Source organism: Pannonibacter phragmitetus (genome assembly GCF_050510895.1).
In the GTDB taxonomy this organism is placed as follows: domain Bacteria; phylum Pseudomonadota; class Alphaproteobacteria; order Rhizobiales; family Stappiaceae; genus Pannonibacter; species Pannonibacter phragmitetus_B.
The window spans coordinates 3,489,836-3,506,438 of the sequence record NZ_JBNINT010000001.1 but is presented as its reverse complement, the minus strand read 5'-3'; the positions used below and the strand labels follow the sequence as shown (position 1 = coordinate 3,506,438).

18 protein-coding genes and 1 pseudogene are annotated in these 16,603 nt (G+C 62.0%); 18 read left to right on the top strand and 1 reads right to left on the bottom strand.

The features are described from left to right. Window positions 1-203 precede the first annotated feature (203 nt). The 4 genes from ACQB61_RS16765 to ACQB61_RS16750 all read left to right on the top strand — a co-directional run bounded on the left by ACQB61_RS16765 (window position 204) and on the right by ACQB61_RS16750 (window position 3,300). Entirely contained in the window at window positions 204-623 is a 420-nt protein-coding gene (locus ACQB61_RS16765) for a DUF2946 family protein (RefSeq protein WP_430513541.1), read from the top strand. An 86-nt stretch (window positions 624-709) separates the two neighbouring features. Further along, the gene (locus ACQB61_RS16760) at window positions 710-2,140 is read left to right on the top strand and encodes a PepSY-associated TM helix domain-containing protein (protein WP_430513540.1); all 1,431 of its coding nucleotides are present in this window, start codon (window positions 710-712) and stop codon (window positions 2,138-2,140) included. A 126-nt stretch (window positions 2,141-2,266) separates the two neighbouring features. Continuing rightward, window positions 2,267-2,680: a carboxymuconolactone decarboxylase family protein gene (locus tag ACQB61_RS16755; protein ID WP_430513539.1), complete on the top strand. Its 414-nt coding sequence runs from the start codon at window positions 2,267-2,269 to the stop codon at window positions 2,678-2,680. 92 nt (window positions 2,681-2,772) lie between these two features. Further along, entirely contained in the window at window positions 2,773-3,300 is a 528-nt protein-coding gene (locus ACQB61_RS16750; RefSeq protein ID WP_430513538.1) for a glycine cleavage system protein R, read from the top strand. 17 nt (window positions 3,301-3,317) lie between these two features. Here the strand turns inward: ACQB61_RS16750 and ACQB61_RS16745 are convergent, their stop codons facing one another. Further along, on the bottom strand, window positions 3,318-4,616 hold the full coding sequence (locus ACQB61_RS16745) for an Hsp70 family protein (RefSeq protein ID WP_430513537.1): 1,299 nt from the start codon (window positions 4,614-4,616) through the stop codon (window positions 3,318-3,320). Window positions 4,617-4,849: 233 nt separating this feature from the next. Here ACQB61_RS16745 and flgB point away from each other — a divergent pair, with 233 nt between their 5' ends. From flgB to ACQB61_RS16675, 14 genes and pseudogenes are all read left to right on the top strand, one after another. Continuing rightward, window positions 4,850-5,230, top strand: a complete 381-nt coding sequence (flgB, locus tag ACQB61_RS16740) for a flagellar basal body rod protein FlgB (protein ID WP_430513536.1) — start codon at window positions 4,850-4,852, stop codon at window positions 5,228-5,230. A gap of 3 nt (window positions 5,231-5,233) precedes the next feature. Then, window positions 5,234-5,650: a flagellar basal body rod protein FlgC gene (gene flgC, locus ACQB61_RS16735; protein WP_430513535.1), complete on the top strand. Its 417-nt coding sequence runs from the start codon at window positions 5,234-5,236 to the stop codon at window positions 5,648-5,650. 2 nt (window positions 5,651-5,652) lie between these two features. Continuing rightward, on the top strand, window positions 5,653-5,994 hold the full coding sequence (locus tag ACQB61_RS16730) for a flagellar hook-basal body complex protein FliE (RefSeq protein WP_026355490.1): 342 nt from the start codon (window positions 5,653-5,655) through the stop codon (window positions 5,992-5,994). A gap of 49 nt (window positions 5,995-6,043) precedes the next feature. Further along, the gene (gene flgG, locus ACQB61_RS16725) at window positions 6,044-6,832 is read left to right on the top strand and encodes a flagellar basal-body rod protein FlgG (protein ID WP_430513534.1); all 789 of its coding nucleotides are present in this window, start codon (window positions 6,044-6,046) and stop codon (window positions 6,830-6,832) included. A 53-nt stretch (window positions 6,833-6,885) separates the two neighbouring features. After that, complete coding sequence (flgA, locus tag ACQB61_RS16720) at window positions 6,886-7,350, top strand: flagellar basal body P-ring formation chaperone FlgA (RefSeq protein ID WP_019963547.1); 465 nt, start codon at window positions 6,886-6,888, stop codon at window positions 7,348-7,350. 2 nt (window positions 7,351-7,352) lie between these two features. After that, window positions 7,353-8,465: a flagellar basal body P-ring protein FlgI gene (gene flgI, locus ACQB61_RS16715; protein WP_430513533.1), complete on the top strand. Its 1,113-nt coding sequence runs from the start codon at window positions 7,353-7,355 to the stop codon at window positions 8,463-8,465. Window positions 8,466-8,692: 227 nt separating this feature from the next. After that, window positions 8,693-9,289 carry a MotE family protein gene (locus ACQB61_RS16710; protein ID WP_430513532.1) on the top strand — a complete coding sequence of 199 codons (597 nt, stop codon included), beginning with the start codon at window positions 8,693-8,695 and terminating at the stop codon, window positions 9,287-9,289. Beyond that, window positions 9,289-9,993, top strand: a complete 705-nt coding sequence (gene flgH, locus ACQB61_RS16705; RefSeq protein WP_430513531.1) for a flagellar basal body L-ring protein FlgH — start codon at window positions 9,289-9,291, stop codon at window positions 9,991-9,993. Before ACQB61_RS16710 ends, flgH begins: the two co-directional genes overlap by 1 nt. A gap of 23 nt (window positions 9,994-10,016) precedes the next feature. Continuing rightward, window positions 10,017-10,523 carry a flagellar basal body-associated FliL family protein gene (locus ACQB61_RS16700; protein ID WP_430513530.1) on the top strand — a complete coding sequence of 169 codons (507 nt, stop codon included), beginning with the start codon at window positions 10,017-10,019 and terminating at the stop codon, window positions 10,521-10,523. After that, window positions 10,520-11,268: pseudogene (fliP, locus tag ACQB61_RS16695) on the top strand (flagellar type III secretion system pore protein FliP). Before ACQB61_RS16700 ends, fliP begins: the two are co-directional and overlap by 4 nt. A gap of 261 nt (window positions 11,269-11,529) precedes the next feature. Then, window positions 11,530-12,447: a flagellin gene (locus ACQB61_RS16690; RefSeq protein ID WP_430513529.1), complete on the top strand. Its 918-nt coding sequence runs from the start codon at window positions 11,530-11,532 to the stop codon at window positions 12,445-12,447. A gap of 143 nt (window positions 12,448-12,590) precedes the next feature. After that, window positions 12,591-14,231 carry a flagellar basal-body MS-ring/collar protein FliF gene (gene fliF / locus ACQB61_RS16685; protein WP_430513528.1) on the top strand — a complete coding sequence of 547 codons (1,641 nt, stop codon included), beginning with the start codon at window positions 12,591-12,593 and terminating at the stop codon, window positions 14,229-14,231. After that, on the top strand, window positions 14,231-14,866 hold the full coding sequence (locus ACQB61_RS16680; protein WP_430513527.1) for a hypothetical protein: 636 nt from the start codon (window positions 14,231-14,233) through the stop codon (window positions 14,864-14,866). Before fliF ends, ACQB61_RS16680 begins: the two co-directional genes overlap by 1 nt. Then, window positions 14,863-16,524 carry a MotB family protein gene (locus ACQB61_RS16675; RefSeq protein ID WP_430513526.1) on the top strand — a complete coding sequence of 554 codons (1,662 nt, stop codon included), beginning with the start codon at window positions 14,863-14,865 and terminating at the stop codon, window positions 16,522-16,524. The genes ACQB61_RS16680 and ACQB61_RS16675 overlap by 4 nt, the downstream gene beginning before the upstream one ends. Window positions 16,525-16,603 lie beyond the last annotated feature (79 nt).

Below are 16,603 nucleotides of genomic sequence, written 5' to 3'. Positions count from 1 at the left end.
GCAGGGGGCCAGAGCCGCGCCGGATAACTCACACGCCGGAAATTAAAGAGCGCGCAAGTGCCGCAGCGCGCTGTCAAACTTGACCCTAGTTGAGCCATCCTGCCCTCGCAAGGTCCGGGTTTCCCCTATTGTTCCAAAGAAGGTGTTCGGCTAGAGAGCAACGGAGGAATGCCTGCATTGGGCGGGCTGGGGGCTTTACGCGTTTGTCTTCCGTATGGGCAGATCTGCGCCATGATGCGCGCGTGCTGGCGGTGTGGATTGCACTGTTCGGCGTGCTGTTCCATGCCCTTATTCCCGCCGGTTTCATGCCTGGCCGTTCCAGTGGCGGCGAGTTGACTATTGTGATCTGTGCGCCCTCCATGGTGGAGGGCTTCAGAATGGTCACGCTGGATGCATCTGGCGAGGAAAAGCCCGCCGGCCCGGAAGACCAGCGCAAGGGCAAGGGGCAGGCCGCACCGTGTTCCTTCTCTGCCGTTCTGGCAATGGCCACTCCTGAGGGCTCTCCGTCCCTGCCGCTGCCGGTTCTCTCCGGCGGACGGCTTCTGTCCGTTTTCGACAATGCAGGCCATACGGCGGGTATTTTTTCCGGTGCCGGGGCGCGTGCTCCGCCTGTTCTGATCTGATCCCCTCTCCTTTCATTCCAGAACACCCTGCCGGTTGATGCTGCTCGCCGCGATGTGCGCGCTTCTCCGGCCATGAGGATCAGACCATGACCGATGTTGTTTCCGGCACCGCGCAGGACGCGGGCCGTCCAGCCGATGCTTCTCTTCTTGCAGCTTTCTACCGTGCCGCCTGGCGCTGGCATTTCTATGCGGGGCTGTTTGTCGTGCCCTTCTTCTGCATTCTTGCCGTCACCGGCATGATGATGATGTACATCGGCTATTTCGATGGACGCGACGGCGAGAACATCCGCGTGAACGTCCCGCAGGGCGCCGTGGCGCTGGCGGTTTCCGAACAGGCGGAAAAGGCAGTCACCGCGCTTGGCGGCGGCACTTTGGTGGAATGGCTGAGCCCGCAGGCAGAAGACCGGGTGGGCGTTTTCCGGATCAAGACCGATGCCGGGCAGGAGATGGTCGCCATCAACCCCTATACGGGTGACGTGGTGGAAACCTGGGGCCGCCGTATCGGCTGGTATGACATGGCTGACAACATCCACAGCGACCTGTTGCTGGGCACCCCCGGCGACCGGATGCTGGAGATCGCAGCGGGCTTCGGCATCATTCTGCTGATCACTGGCCTCTACATGTGGTGGCCGCGTGAGGGTGGGCTCGGTGCCGTTCTGTTGCCGCGCTTCAATCAGAAGGGCCGCGCCTTCTGGAAGGCGCTGCATGGCACCGTTGGCTTCTATCTTTCGGCTTTCCTGCTGCTGTTTCTGCTGTCCGGCATGTCCTGGACGGGCGTCTGGGGCTCGAAGCTCACACAGGCCTGGAGCACATTCCCTGCGGCCAAGTGGGACAACGTGCCCCTGTCCGATGTCACCCATGCCGAAGCCCTCAACCACGATGGCGTTGCCAATGTGCCCTGGGCTCTGGAACAGACGATGATGCCAGCCTCCGGCTCTACCGGCGGCGTCATCGGTGTGGCGCCGGGCTTTGCCGTTGATATCGACAGCCTCGCTTCTTTGGCAAAGGCGGTTGGCTTCAATGCCCGCTACCGTATCTCTTATCCGAAGGGCGACACCGGTGTCTGGTCCATCAATCAGGACACCATGAGCGCGGATGCCAAGGATCCGTTCTCGGACCGTACTGTCCATGTGGACCGCTATACGGGCCGGATTCTCGCCAGCGTCGGGTTCGAGGATTACTCGCTCGCCGGCAAGGTCATGGCCGTTGGTGTCCCGCTGCACATGGGCCTCACCGGTCTGTGGAACCTGATGCTCAATACGGTGATCTGCCTGTCGGTCATCTTCCTGTCTCTCAGCTCGGTGGTTCTGTGGTGGATGCGCCGTCCTGCGCGTGGTGGGGTCCGTCTGTTCGCACCGCAGGTGCCGTCCAACCTGCCGCACTGGCGCAGCGCCATGCTGGTGATGCTGGCCGTGTCACTGTTCTTCCCGCTGGTCGGCCTGACGCTGATTGCGGTGCTGGCGCTGGATATTCTGGTCATCTCCCGCATTTCCCCGCTGGCCCGCGCCCTGCGCTGAGCCTTATGGAATTATCCTGAGAGGGCGTGGCAGACACCTGCCGCGCCCTTTTGTTCTTCAGGAGAGTGTTTCCCAGTCACATGAATGCGGTCTAGTCTGGCGGTCCAACGGGAGGATAAGACCAGCATGGCAACAGTCAGATTGATTTCCGATGCAGAGGCCGGGCCGCAGGTGGCGGCGGTCTTTGCCGATATCCGCAAGACTCGCGGCTCCGATTTCATCAACAATTTCTGGCGCGCCCTGGCGGCAGATCCAGCCGCGCTGGAACGCACATGGGCAGAAGTGAAGGCGGTCATGGCAACGCCCGGCGCCCTCGACCCTCTGACCCGCGAGATGATCTACATTGCCGTGTCGGTGGCCAATGGCTGCTCCTATTGCGTCCACTCGCATACAGCCGCAGCCCGCGCGAAGGGCATGAGCGAGGCGCAATATGGCGAGCTTCTGTCCGTCATCGGCCTTGCCGCCAAGACCAATCATCTGGTGACGGCATTGCAGGTTCCCGTTGATCCTGCGTTTGATGCGGGGGCAGACGGCCGATAGGCTTTGCCTCCAGCCCAGAGCATGCCTAAGGTGCGAGCAGAAGAGGCAGGCCGCATGATGGCCTGCCGGACATATCGAGAGGAAGAAAAGCCATGGGCCGCCATATTGTTCTGACTGCCATCGCCAAGGACCGGCCGGGCCTTGTGGATGCGCTGGCCAGTGTCATTGCCTCTGCGGACGGCAACTGGCTGGAAAGCTCCATGGCACGGCTCGGTGGTGAGTTCGCCGGCATCGTCAGCGTTGACGTGCCGGAAGACCGGGCGGCGGAGCTGGAGGCGGCCCTTGGCGCCCTGTCTGCACAGGGCATCTCGGTCAATGTTGTCAGCGGCGGTGGCGGCAATGGCGCCGAGGGACGCCGGCTGCGGCTGGATCTGGTCTGCCAGGATCAGCCGGGCATCCTGCGCGCCATCACGCAGGTGATTGCCGCGCAAGGTGCAAGCATCGAGACGCTGGAAACCATTGTCTCTCCGGGGTCCATGTCGGGCGAGCTGCTCTTCCGCGCCAGCGCCGACCTGATCCTGCCGGACACCACCAGCATCGCCAGCCTCGAAACCGCCATTCAGGCGATTGCCGCCGATCTCATGGCGGACATCGAGATGAGCGAGGACACGGAAGACTGAGGCCGCCCTTGTCCGCCTTATGCTGCCACGGCCCAGGCGGCGGCGTCTTCGCGGGCGCCGATGAGGGAGAGGCCCTTGGCGACGGAGGACATTTCCTCACCGCCTGACAGGCGCTCTGCTCCGAAGCGGTCCGCGAAGAGTTTGCGGATCGCAGGCACGAAGGAGGTGCCGCCGGTCAGGAACACCTTGTCCACATCCTTTGCATCCAGATTGGCGTTGGCCAGTGTTGCCGTCAGTGCGTCGCTGATGCGCGACAGGTCGTGGGCGATCCACTCTTCGAAGTCCGCCCGGCGCACGGTGGCGGCAAAGTCCTTGCCAATGGGGGCAAAGCGCAGCTCCGTCTCCTCATCGAAGGACAGGCGTGCCTTGCATTCCGACACGGCCTTGTAGAGCGGATAGCCCTGATCCGTATCCACCAGCTCGATGAAGAGCTCGATCTTGTCCTGATCCAGACAGGAACTCAGCATCTTCTTCAGCTCGCGGTAGTCGGCGGAAGCCTTGAAGACCGACAGCATGTGCCAGTGCGCGAAGTTGGAGAAGAGGTTCGGCGGTACTTCCAGCACCTTGCCCATGCTGCGGTACTGGCTGCCCTTGCCCAGTTCCGGCAGGATCACCTTGTCAACGATACGGTAGTCCAGAGTATTGCCGGCGATGCCAAGGCCGCCATGGCCCAGCGGGTCGGCTGTAAGGCCGCTGGCGTTGCGGGCAAAGCGCATCAGCGAAAAGTCGGTGGTGCCACCGCCGAAGTCGGCGACAAGAACCGTCGCCTCGCCCTCCAGCCGCTGCGCATAGGCAAAGGCGGCAGCAACGGGCTCGTAGACAAACAGCACTTCCTCAAAGCCGAAGCGCGAGAGGGCGGAACGGTAGCGCTGCATCGCCAGCGCATCATCGGGAGCGCCGCCAGCAAAGGTGACCGGGCGGCCGATCACCAGCCGTCCGCCGCCCGTATCCAGCGCCTCGTCGCGGTGCGCACCGGCGCGGCGCAGGAAGGTTTCCAACAGGTCTTCAAATTCATAATGGGTGCCGAACACGCCGGTGCCCTTGAACAGCTTGCTGGCGACGAAAGTCTTGAGCGATTGCAGGAAACGGCACTCGCCCGTGTGCTCCATGAACTGACGGATGGCCCACTGGCCCACATCGGCCTTGGTGTCCGGATGCTCGCCGCGCGGTGGCTCCAGAAAGGACAGAACGGAAGGCAGGCTCTCCACCTGATCACCATCGTTGCCGAAAGTGATGCTGCTGGCGTTACCTGCTGCGGTGCAGGCGGTCAAAACCGTGTTGGACGTGCCGAAATCAAGACCGATGGCCGGACGCATGGCGGGCTCCCTGAGATGTCGCTGGAGGATGGGACGCCGTGCAGGCGCGCAAGGGACGTGCGCATTAGCCGATCCCGCCGCCTTGCGCAAGGGCAGGTGCCGGTTTTCTGCCTTTGCGGACGATGCCTTCCGCCTGCGCCAGCCGTACCGTCAGGGCCGGTATCGAAAGCCTCAGACAAGGTTGACGCCCTAGTTCTTTTACCGAACGCCACAACAGGCTTCGGAGAGCGACGTTGGAACCTGTCTATCTGAACAGTCTTGCATCCCGTCAGGCCGACTGGCTGTCGGTGCGCCAGGCAACGGTGGCGCAGAACATCGCCAACGCCAACACGCCCGGCTATGCCGCCCGTGACGTCGAGGCCTTCACGACGCTGATGGATGAAACCAGCCTGGTGATGACCGCAACGCACGGCCGCCATATGGGAGGCCTCGGCGATGCGCCTGAAGCGTCCAAGGTTGGCAAGGCAGAAAGCTGGGACGTTGCTCACTCCGGTAACAGCGTCAACCTGGAACAGGAGCTGATGAAGGCTGGTGAGATTTCGCGCGATCATGCACTCAACACCAGCATCATCAAGTCCTTTCACCGCATGTATCTGGCAAGCCTGAAGGGGTAAGCGATGATCGACCCGTTGGCCGCAACTCTCAAGATCTCCGCTTCCGGCCTGCGCGCCCAGTCTGACCGGCTTCGTGTCGTGTCGGAAAACCTGGCGAACGCGCAATCGACCGGCAAGACGCCCGGCTCGGACCCTTACACCCGCAAGACCATTACCTTTGAAAGCGAGGTTGACCGGGCATTGTCCGCCGATCTTGTGAAGGTCAAGGGCATCGGGTCCGACAAGGCACCTTTCACGGTTGAATATGACCCGGGCCATCCGGCTGCCGACGAAAATGGCTACGTCAAGATGCCGAATGTCAACATGCTGATCGAAATGGCTGACATGCGCGAAACCAACCGCTCCTACGAAGCCAACCTGAAGATGATGACGCAGGCCCGCAGCATGATCATGCGCACCATCGACCTGCTGAGGGATTGAAGATGATCGACCAGATTTCCGCCATCAAGTCTGCCGGTGACGGTATCACCTCGCAGGTGTCGCAGACCCGCTATGTCGCAGGCGGCGTGCCACTTGGCGGTACAGCGCCAGCCAATGCGGTGCCCGAGGTCAGCTTCACAGACACCATGGCTTCCGTGACGCAGGAGGCTATCGAGCGCGTGAAGGAAGGCGAAGCCGTTTCGATCGCCGGCATCAGCGGCAAGGCTTCGGCCCAGCAGGTGGTGGAAGCCGTGATGGCCGCCGAGGCCTCTCTGCAGACGGCCATCGCCATCCGCGACAAGGTCGTCTCCGCCTATCAGGAAGTCAGCCGCATGGCCATCTGAGGCTATGCCCGGATGATCAGGAATTCAGCCCGCACCAAGGGAGTTTGACATGAAAGCTCTGGCAATCGCAGCGACCGGCATGAGCGCCCAGCAGCTCAATGTCGAAGTCATCGCCAACAACATCGCCAACATCAACACCACCTCTTTCAAGCGGGCGCGTGCCGAGTTCACCGACCTGCTCTATCAGGCCGAGCGCCTGCAGGGCGTGCCGAACCGGGGTGGTGAAGATCCTGTACCGGAAGGTGCGCAGCTTGGCCTTGGCGTGCGTTCTGCTGCCATCCGCAAGCTGCACATCCAGGGCACCATGAACCAGACCGGCAACGAGCTTGATGTTGCCATCGACGGGCGCGGCTGGTTCCAGGTAACTGGCCCGGAAGGCGAGGTGCTCTACACCCGCGCCGGCGCGTTCAACAAGAATGCCGAGGGCCGCATCGTGACGCTCGATGGCTATGCCATTGAGCCGGCCATCATCATTCCGCCGGAGACCGTTGAAGTCACCATCAATGAGTCCGGCACGGTCTTCGCCAAGGTGGCAGGCCAAGTGAACCCGCAGGAACTGGGGCAGCTGGCCATGACCAACTTCGCCAATGACGTGGGGCTTGAGGCCATCGGCGGGAATCTGTTCCGTGAAACCCCCGCGTCCGGCCCTGGGATTGCCGGTCTTGCCGGAGATCCGGGCTTCGGCATTATCCGCCAGGGCTACACGGAAGCCTCTAACGTGGACCCGGTGAAGGAAATCACCGAACTGATCTCGGCTCAGCGCGGCTACGAAATGAACTCCAAGGTCATCAAGGCTGCGGACGACATGTTTGGCGTCGTGACGCAGGGCATCCGCTGATCCTTAGGGGGCAGCTTGGGCACTTTTGCCGGAATGGCTCTAGGAGAGCAGCGATGCTGACACGGCTTTTCATCTGCATGATGCTGGCAGGCCTTGCCCTCACGGCTGCCATGACCGGTGCGCGCGCCTCTTCTCTGGATCTGCCGGTGCTGCGGTCCGGTGTCCGGCAGGGTGAGGTGATCAGTGCCGATCAGGTGATCATCCGCCGTTTTCCGCTGCGCACGGTGCAGCGCTTCTCCGTGATCGAACATCGGGAAGAGCTTGTCGGGCGTGTCGCCCGCCGTTCACTGCAGCCGGGAGTTCCTGTGCCTGCAACAGCTGTTGCGGTGGAAACGGTGATCAAGCGCGGCGAACCTGCCCGGTTGATCTTCCGTGAAGGCGGCCTGCAGATCATTGCTCAGGTCGAGGCGCTGCAGAATGGATCCGTCGGATCGTTCATCCGCGCCAGAAACATCGACAGCGGCCTCATCATCACCGGCCGGGTACAGCCGGACGGCTCCATTCTGGTGGGTGACTGACCATGCGGCGGATTTTCCTTGCAGTTCTGCTCCTGGCCATGAGCGCCTGCGGCCTTGTGGCGCCCGCCGCCGCCATGGTGCGCATCAAGGACATTGCCTCCCTCCAGGGCGTGCGCGACAATCAGCTGGTCGGCTATGGTCTGGTCATCGGCCTGCAAGGCTCTGGCGACACGCTGCGAAATGCACCTTTCACCGAACAGTCCCTCCAGTCCATGCTCGACAGCATGGGCATCAACGTGCGTGATGCGCGCCTGCGCACCCGTAATGTCGCGGCTGTGGTGGTGACGGCAAATCTGCCGCCTTTCATTGGTCAGGGTTCGCGCATTGACGTCAATGTCTCGTCCCTCGGCGATGCGTCTTCGCTGGCCGGCGGCACACTGGTTGCCACGCCGCTGCTGGGCGCGGACGGAGCGGTTTATGCCGTTGCGCAAGGGGCCGTTGCAGTCTCTGGCTTTTCCGAGACCGGGCAGGCGGAAAGTCTGCGTCAGGGCATTCCGACGGTCGGTCGCATTCCCAATGGCGGCATGATCGAGCGCAATTTGCCGGACCGTTTCGCAAACATTCCAGGCTTGGTGCTGGAATTGTCCAATCCGGATTTCCGCACGGCGGTGCGGGTGGCCGATGCCATCAACCGCTATACCAAGACCACCTATGGCGTTTCGTCAGCCCGTGAAAGAGATCATCGCTCCATTGATCTGACGCCGCCGTCCAAGGTCAATCTCACCCGCTTCATGGCTGAGATCGAGGGCTTGATGGTGCAGCCGGATCAGTCGGCGCGCGTTGTCATCGATGAGCGGACGGGAACCGTGGTGATCGGCCGCGATGTGCAGATTTCAACCGTTGCCGTCACCCATGGCAATCTGACGGTGCGCATTACCGAGGCGCCCGAGGTTTCCCAGCCGCAGCCCTTTGGCAATGGTGAAACGGTGGTGACGCCGCGCACCTTCATTGATGCGGCTGAAAATGGCGGACAGCTCGCCATCATTGGCGGCACTGACCTGCAAACGCTTGTGCGTGGTCTGAACCGTATCGGGCTCAAGCCAACCGGTATCATCGCCATCCTTCAGACGATCAAGACGGCGGGCGCCCTGCAGGCGGAACTGGTGATCCAGTAAGTCCTGCCTGCTCCAGAATTCAGGCATCTCCCGGTGGCCCCCTGCCCACACAGCTCCGGGGAGGGCACGGTCCGCAACCCTATGGCTGCGGACCGTGCTGCATTCAAGCCTGTCTCTCCCGAAAGCCTGGGCTGCCTTGACGGCATTTGGCCAAGCCCCGCACAAGCCTCAGCCGCCATAGTCGGGCCAACAGTGACTGGAAGGATTTCCTGCCCATGATCCCGTGCATGACCCCGGCTGGAGCCCTGCGCTCCCAGGTCCGGCGTTCTGTCTGCCGCATCCTGATTGTCTCCTGCGTCCTATCGCTGGCAGCGCTGGGCGTTGCAGTCCCGGCAGGTGCCCAGACGGCCTCCAACCTGCGCAACGCATCGGGTGGCGCTCTGCCGGTGCCTGCCCCTGCGGAGCCTGGAGATGCGGGGGAGCCCAGCGACGCGGCGCTTTACTGCAAGAATATGGGGGCAGCGGCGAGCGATGCCCGTCTTGCCTGGCAGACGTGGAACCTCATTGCACTGGAGGAGCGGCTCCAGAACCGCATCCGCGAGCTGGAGCAGAAGCGCGCCGAGTATGAGGAATGGGTCGAGCGGCGTGAGAAGGTCCTTGGTGAAGTTGAGGGGCATGTCGTGTCGATCTTTCAGCGCATGCGGCCCGAGGCGGCTGCGGCACAGCTGGCGACACTGGATGAGGATACGGCTGTGGCCGTGCTTGTGAAGCTCAATGCCCGTGCAGCCAGTCAGATCCTGGATGAAATGGACCCCGCCCGTGCGGCTCAGCTAACCCACTCCATGGCTGGACTTTCCAAATCCGAAGCACAGGGGAGCCTTTGATGCGCCTGTTGATCCCTTTCGCCCTTTGTCTCGTGTCAGCAGGATGCGCAGGTCAGATGAACGATCTTGGCCGCGAACCGGCGATGACGCCCGTGGGCTATGGCCTTGCGTCCCAGCCAGCTGCGGTCTATCCGCTCAACACCTTCAATCCGAGCGGCCGCAAGGACTACAATTCGCTCTGGGTTTCTGGCCGCGATGATTTCTTCTCCGATCCCCGTGCCCGCCGCGTCGGGGATGTCATCACTGTGCTGATCGCCATCAATGACAAGGCAACGCTGAACAACAATTCGGCTCGCGGGCGCGATGGCAAGCTCGGGGTCGGTGGCGGCTTCTCCGCCAAGGCCGGCAGTTCCGGAACCTCGGCAGATCTTTCCTTCGACACGAAGTCCGGCTCCTCCTCCAATTCGCGCGGCACCATCGACCGCAAGGAAGAGATCAAGCTGCAGGTGGCCGCTGTCGTGACCGACCGCCTTCCGAACGGCAACCTCGTCATCTCCGGTTCGCAGGAAGTGCGGGTGAACTACGAAATGCGCGTTCTCAACGTGGCGGGCATTGTCCGCCCGCGTGATATCGGCGGCAACAACACCATCGATTACAACAAGATTGCAGAGGCACGCGTTTCCTATGGCGGTCGCGGGCGCATTTCGGAGATCCAGCAGCCCGCCTGGGGCCAGCAGGTCATCGACAATATTTCACCCTTCTGAAGGTCTGTTGAGGAGGCGTTTCCATGGCTGATCTTGCCAATGATCCTGACGGGCGCGAGGGCTCATCCGGCGGCTCCATCGGAAGCTTCATCCTTGTCCTGCTTCTGCTGACGCTGCTTGGTGGAGGCATCGGAGCCGTTGCAGGTCTCCATTTCGCGGAAACGGTCCGCAATGCTGTCGCCGGGCAAGCCGCAACTGCAGCGGAAGAAGCTGATGTGGAGCAGATTTATCTCGCTCCCGTCAGGCTCAGGGCGCTCAAGCCGCTGGTGACAAATCTGGCCGCCCCGCGCGAGGCCTGGGTGCGGCTTCAGGCCTCTGTCGTGATCGACCAGGAAGGCATCGACGACGTTATCGTCCTGCTTGGCTACATCGAGGAAGATGTTCTGGCTTACATGCGCACTGTCACGCTTGCCCAGATAGAGGGAGCTGCGGGTCTTCAGCATCTGCGCGAAGATCTCAATGAAAGAGCCCATGCCCGCTCCGGCGGAAAGGTCCGCGAACTGATCCTTGAATCCCTGGTGGTGCAATGACACGCAGGCTGCTGAGCACCATTTTGCTGCTGCTGGCGGGCACTGTTGCCGCCAGTGCGCAGGCCTTGCCGGATCTGTCATCGCTGCTGCCGGCGGGTGAGGCCAGCGCCAGCGGCCGCATCGTGCAGGTGATTGCCCTGCTTACGGTGCTGTCGGTTGCTCCGGGCATTCTCATCATGGTGACGAGTTTCACCCGCTTTGCCATCGCCCTGTCGTTTCTGCGCTCCGGCATCGGCCTGCAGACGACGCCAGGCAACCTGATCCTGATTTCCCTCGCCCTGTTCATGACCTTCTATGTCATGGCGCCCACTTTCGACCGGGCGTGGAACGAGGAGTCAAGCCGCTGCTGGCCAATGAGATCACCGAAGAAGTAGCCTATGAGCGGATCACCGACCCGTTCCGTGACTTCATGCTGTCGCAGGTGCGCGAGACGGATCTGGTGCTGTTTGATGATCTGGCCGCCGGACGCGTGACCAACGAAGTTGCCGCGACGCCGGACAAGGTGGAGCTGCGGGTTCTGATCCCTGCCTTCATGATCTCGGAACTGCGCCGTGGCTTCGAGATCGGCTTCCTGATTGTCCTTCCGTTCCTCGTGATCGACATGATCGTTGCCACCATCACCATGTCCATGGGGATGATGATGCTGCCTCCCACCGTGATAGCCCTGCCTTTCAAGGCACTGTTCTTTGTGCTCATTGATGGCTGGAATCTGTTGGTGGGCAGTCTCGTGCGGTCGTTTTTCTGAACAAGCGGCTGCGGGTATGGCAAGGCGTGGCACGCACCGTGCCGCGCCTTTTTGTGTTGAAGCGCGCGCATTTGCTGCTTGGCAACGGCACTTTTATGGTGCTAGCCTTCGGTCAGCCTCACGCAAGCTACACGGGCTAGCGTGAAATTCACAGCAGGTTGAGCCCACCCACCTATGAGGCTCAAAGGCATGATGCCGTCCTGCTGTACCGGTGAAAACCCGGTATGTCCCCTTCAACTTTCCATATGAAAGGGACTAGATATGTCCAGCCTTCTGACTAATGCCTCCGCCATGACGGCGCTGCAGACCCTGAACAAGACCAATGCGTCCATGTCTCAGGTTCAGAGCCGCATCTCCACCGGTCTGCGCGTGTCTACCGCTCAGGACAACGCAGCTTACTGGTCCATCGCCACGACCATGCGTTCCGACAACATGGCTCTTTCGGCCGTGAAGGACGCCCTGGGTCTCGGCGCTGCTACCCTCGACGTGCAGTACACCGCCATGGACAAGACCAAGGAACTGGTTGACGACATCAAGGCAAAGCTCGTTGCTGCCCGTCAGCCGGGTGTGGACCGCGAGAAGATCCAGGCCGACATCACCGAGCGTCAGGGCCAGCTGAAGACCATTGCCGACTCGGCAGTGTTCAACGGCGAAAACTGGCTGTCGGTGAACACCGGTGCAGCTGACTATAACGCTACGAAGTCTATCGTGGGTTCGTTCACCCGTGCTGGTGGCACGGTCAAGCTCGACACGATCTCGATCGACATCACCAAGACCACGCTGTACGACAGTGCTGCTCAGGGTGGTATTTTGGACAAGGATCGCACGGTTGGTGCGGGCAACGTCAAGGTGTCCACGCTCGACATTTCGGCTTTGACCGACTCGGCTGCCGACCTGACGACCCTGGAAGGCACGATTGCTGCAGTTGATGACGCCCTTGGCGAAATCGCTAATGCCGCAACGCTTCTCGGCTCCGTCAAGACCCGCGTTGACGGCCAGAAGAGCTTCGTGACCGCCCTGACCGACGCCATCGAGCGCGGTGTCGGCCAGCTGGTTGACGCGGACATGAACGCTGAATCGACCCGTCTGCAGGCCCTTCAGGTCCAGCAGCAGCTCGGTATCCAGGCACTGTCCATCGCCAACTCCAACAGCCAGAACATCCTCTCGCTGTTCCGTTGATTTCAAGCCGCCAGCCGGCCTGAAACAGGAAGCCGCGCCCTTACGGGTGCGGCTTTTCTGCTTTCAAACGCCCGCAAGCCTCACGCCAGCCAGACCCGCGATAGTCTGGTTACGATCTCTTCGACCTAGCACAGGGGTGTCGAATGCCGGGCCGTGAACATGCAGAAAAACTCTGGGCAAACCTTATGGAGCTGGGCGTCAGGCGCCTTGTTGCCCTTGCACTGATCGGCATTGCCACGGTCGTCACAGTGGGCTTGGGGGCCTACTATCTCAGCCGCCCGCAAATGACGCCGCTTTATACCGGTCTGGAAGGTGATGACGTAAGCCGCATGGGACAGGCCCTGCAGGATGCCGGCATCCTCTTTGACGTCAGCGCGGACGGAACCTCTGTCCTCGTAACTCCCAGCTCGGCACCGCGCGCCCGCATGCTTCTGGCAGAGCGCGGCCTGCCACGTGGCACCGGCACAGGCTATGAGCTGTTCGATAATCTGGGGTCTTTGGGCCTCACCTCCTTCATGCAGGACGTCACCCGTCTGCGCGCCATTGAAGGGGAGCTGGCCCGCACCATTCAGCTGATGCAGGGCGTGCGCGCTGCGCGTGTCCATATCGTCATGCCGGAAAAAGGCTCCTTCCGCCGCGACCAGCAGCCGCCGTCAGCTTCAGTGGTGATCCGTGCCGACAACCGGGACGATGTGCGGATGGCCGATGCCATCAGGCACCTTGTAGCCGCAGCTGTTCCCGGGCTGACTTCGGACAAGGTGACGGTGCTCGACACCTCCGGCACGCTTCTGGCATCAGGTGCGGATCCGGCCAATGCGTCCGCAGGCCAGATGGCCAGCCTTGAGACTGCCATCAGCACGCGCATTCAGGAGAGCGTCCGCAAGACTCTTACCCCTTATCTCGGCCTGGACCACTTTCAGGTCAGCGTTGCGGCGACGCTCAATACGGACCGGCGCCGTGTGGCCGAAACGATCTTTGATCCGGACTCCCGCGTTGAGCGCTCGACCCGCAGCATCCGCCAGAGCGAGGCTTCGCAGAATGCCAGCACCCAGACCCCGGCGACGGTGGAGCAGAACCTCCCCGAAGAGCAGGTGCAGGCCGATGGCGGCGAACGCTCCAGCGAGGAAAATCAGCGCCGCGAAGAGACGGTCAACTATGAAATTTCCACGAAGGTGATCGAAACCTCACAGGAGGGCTACCAGGTGGAGCGCCTGTCCATCGCCGTTCTGGTGGACCGGGCGCGCCTCGTCGCGGCGCTGGGTGGCAATCCTGATCAGAACCAGATTGAGGATCAGCTGAAGGAGATCCAGGAACTGGTCGCCTCTTCCGCAGGCGTCAGCTCGAACCGTGGCGATACGATCAAGGTGTCGGTGGTCGAGTTCTTTGACGGTGCGCGCGACATGCAGGCAGCCCCGCCGCTGTCCATCGCCGAACTGCTTATCCGCCAGTCTGGAAATGTCATCAATGCCGTCGCCATTCTGGGCGTTGCCGGACTGCTGATCTGGTTCGGCCTGCGCCCGGCACTGTCGGTTCTGATTCCGCAGAGCAAGGAAAAGCCCGCAGAAATTGCCGAAATGGCTATGGACGGGTCTCCGGAGGCGCTGGCTGCACAGTTTGGCGGACAGGCCGCTCTTGGTGGGCCGGATCACTCCCTGTTGCTGGCTGACCTGACCAACAAGATGAACCAGTCGCCGATCAAGAAGCTGGAATCCCTGCTTGAGCTGAATGAGGAGCAGTCCGCAGCCATTCTGAAGCAGTGGATGTATGAGGCGGAGCGCGCCTGATGACCCCGAAGCCCATCGCCTCGCGCCTGCCGGTGCTTTCCAGTCCCGTTTTCCAGCATCTCAGCAGTGCCGAGGTTATCATGGCTGAGGTGATGCCGGCGGTGGAACGCGCGCCGGAGCCTACCCTTGAAGAGCGGCTTGCAGCTGAATATGCGCGTGGTGTGCGGGCAGGGCGGGAGGAAGCGCGCCTTGCTGCGGCTGAAGATCTGGAGGTTCAGGTTACCGCCCTCCGTTCCGAGGCCGCTGCTGCGCGTGAAGCTTTCGAGGAAGAACAGGCACGGCAAATCTCGCAGGGCATTGCCAATGCGGTGGCGAGCCTGTCGCTCCGGCTGTCTGAAGCCGTCGAGCAGGTGCTTCTGCCGTTCCTGAAGGAAGCCGTCCGGGATCAGGCAGTCAGCCATTTTTCCGGAACACTCAAGGAACTGCTGACAGGGAGTGGCGCTGCATTCGAGGTCAGCGGTCCGCAAGAACTCCTTGACCGGGTCATGCAGCAGCTTGGACCTCTTGCGGGTCTGGTTATTGTCAAACAAGGCGAGACGCCGGAGCTGCAGGCCGTGCTCGGCGACACCATCATCGAGACGCAGATGGCCGACTGGCTGAGACGCCTCAAGACGATCCGGGAGACCGAAGAATGAGTGCAGGTCTGCAGGCAAACGAGATCATCATCGTCCGCCGCCGCGCGTCGCTTGAGAGCGATACCGTCAAGGGTGGGGTCTGGAAGATTGCCTTTGCGGACTTCATGACCGCCATGATGGCTTTCTTTCTCGTCATGTGGCTGATCAACGTCACGGACGAAAGCGTGCGCAAGGGCGTTGCTCAATACTTCAACCCGGTAAAACTGGCTTCAACGACCCAGACCCGCAAGGGACTGAATGATCCTGACGTGCCGGGCCCGGAGGTCACCAACCCTGCCAAGATCGATGCGCAGATGGAGACAACGCCGGATCCTGACGGCAGCCCCGGTGCTGCAAACGGATCGGATGCGACGGGCTCAATGCCTTTGCGCGAGGGTCTTGTTGCCGGCCGCAGGGCTGGGGAGTTCAATCCGACACTGTCTGAGTCGCAGCTCTTCAGTGATCCCTACGCGGTGCTTGATCAACTGGTCGGCACGCTCGGGGATCAACTGGAGGCAGGAGTGGCCCCTGAAACCGAAGGCATCGGGCAACAACAGACCGAAGGTGCTCTGGGAGGCGACGCATTCCGGGATCCGTTTGATCCGATGTACTGGCAGTTTCTTCCCGGCCGCAAGACATCGCTTCAGGAGGGAGGGCCGGCAGCGTCAGTGACCGGCCAGACAGCCATTGGCACGGTTGCCTTTGAAGCCCCGGCCAGCGATGAAGACGGTGAGGCTCCGGCCCAGCCCGAAGGAACAGCCGAAGGGCAGGTCCCGGAAGCCGAGCCTGACGCTCCGCTGACGGCGGTCAGGGTTCCTGAGCCAAAGCAGGGCGTTGCACCCGCAGCAGAAACGCAGGCCGCACCGGGTGCAGCAGTGCCGCAGCAAACCTCCGTGGCAGATGCGTCAGCACCGGCGGCCCCGGAGACGGCAGAGGCAGAACAGGCAGTATTGCGCACTGAGGCGGCGGCTTCCGAGATCCGCGAGGCGATTACCGCGTCCGCCAATGGTCCGCTGGCCGAGACCGCCAGCCGCATCGAAGTGTCGATGCAGGACGGTGGCGTTCTGATCAGTCTGACGGATGCCGAGAACTTCGGCATGTTTGCCGTCGGGTCAGCAGAACCCCGGCCTGAGCTCGTGAAGCTGATGGAGCGGATCGGTGCCGTCCTGTCAGCCCGTCCGGGCAAGATCGTGATCCGCGGCCATACGGATGGACGGCCTTTCAAGTCAGCCAGCAATGACAACTGGCGCCTGTCGACATCACGTGCCCACATGGCTCTCTACATGCTGGTGCGCGGTGGCGTGGACGCCAGCCGCATCGAACGCGTTGAGGGCTATGCCGACCGTGAGCTGAAGCAGGCTGAAGATCCCTATGCCCCGGCAAACAGGCGCATCGAGATCTTCCTGATGGAGGAGGGGCGTGATGGCGGCCCTGCCTGCACCCGTCCGCGGCCTTGCGTGGTGGCAAGGCATGGCCCTGAGTCTTGTGCTGGCCCTGGTGCTTGCACTTGCGCAGGGCTGGGCAGGCAACAGGGCAGTGGCTCAGGAGGTTGCTGCCCTGCCTCAGGAAAATGCGCCTTACGAGATGGTTCGCACGCTCCAGATGCTGCAGGGGCAAGTGGCGCAGGGCAACACTCAGGCCCACATGGCGCAGCGCACCCTCTTGCAGCACATGAATGAGGTGTTTCTGGCAGCCCCCCTCCACCTGGGCAGATGCACGTAATGCCCGTGCAGCGGTCATTCATCTGTTGAGCGGAGG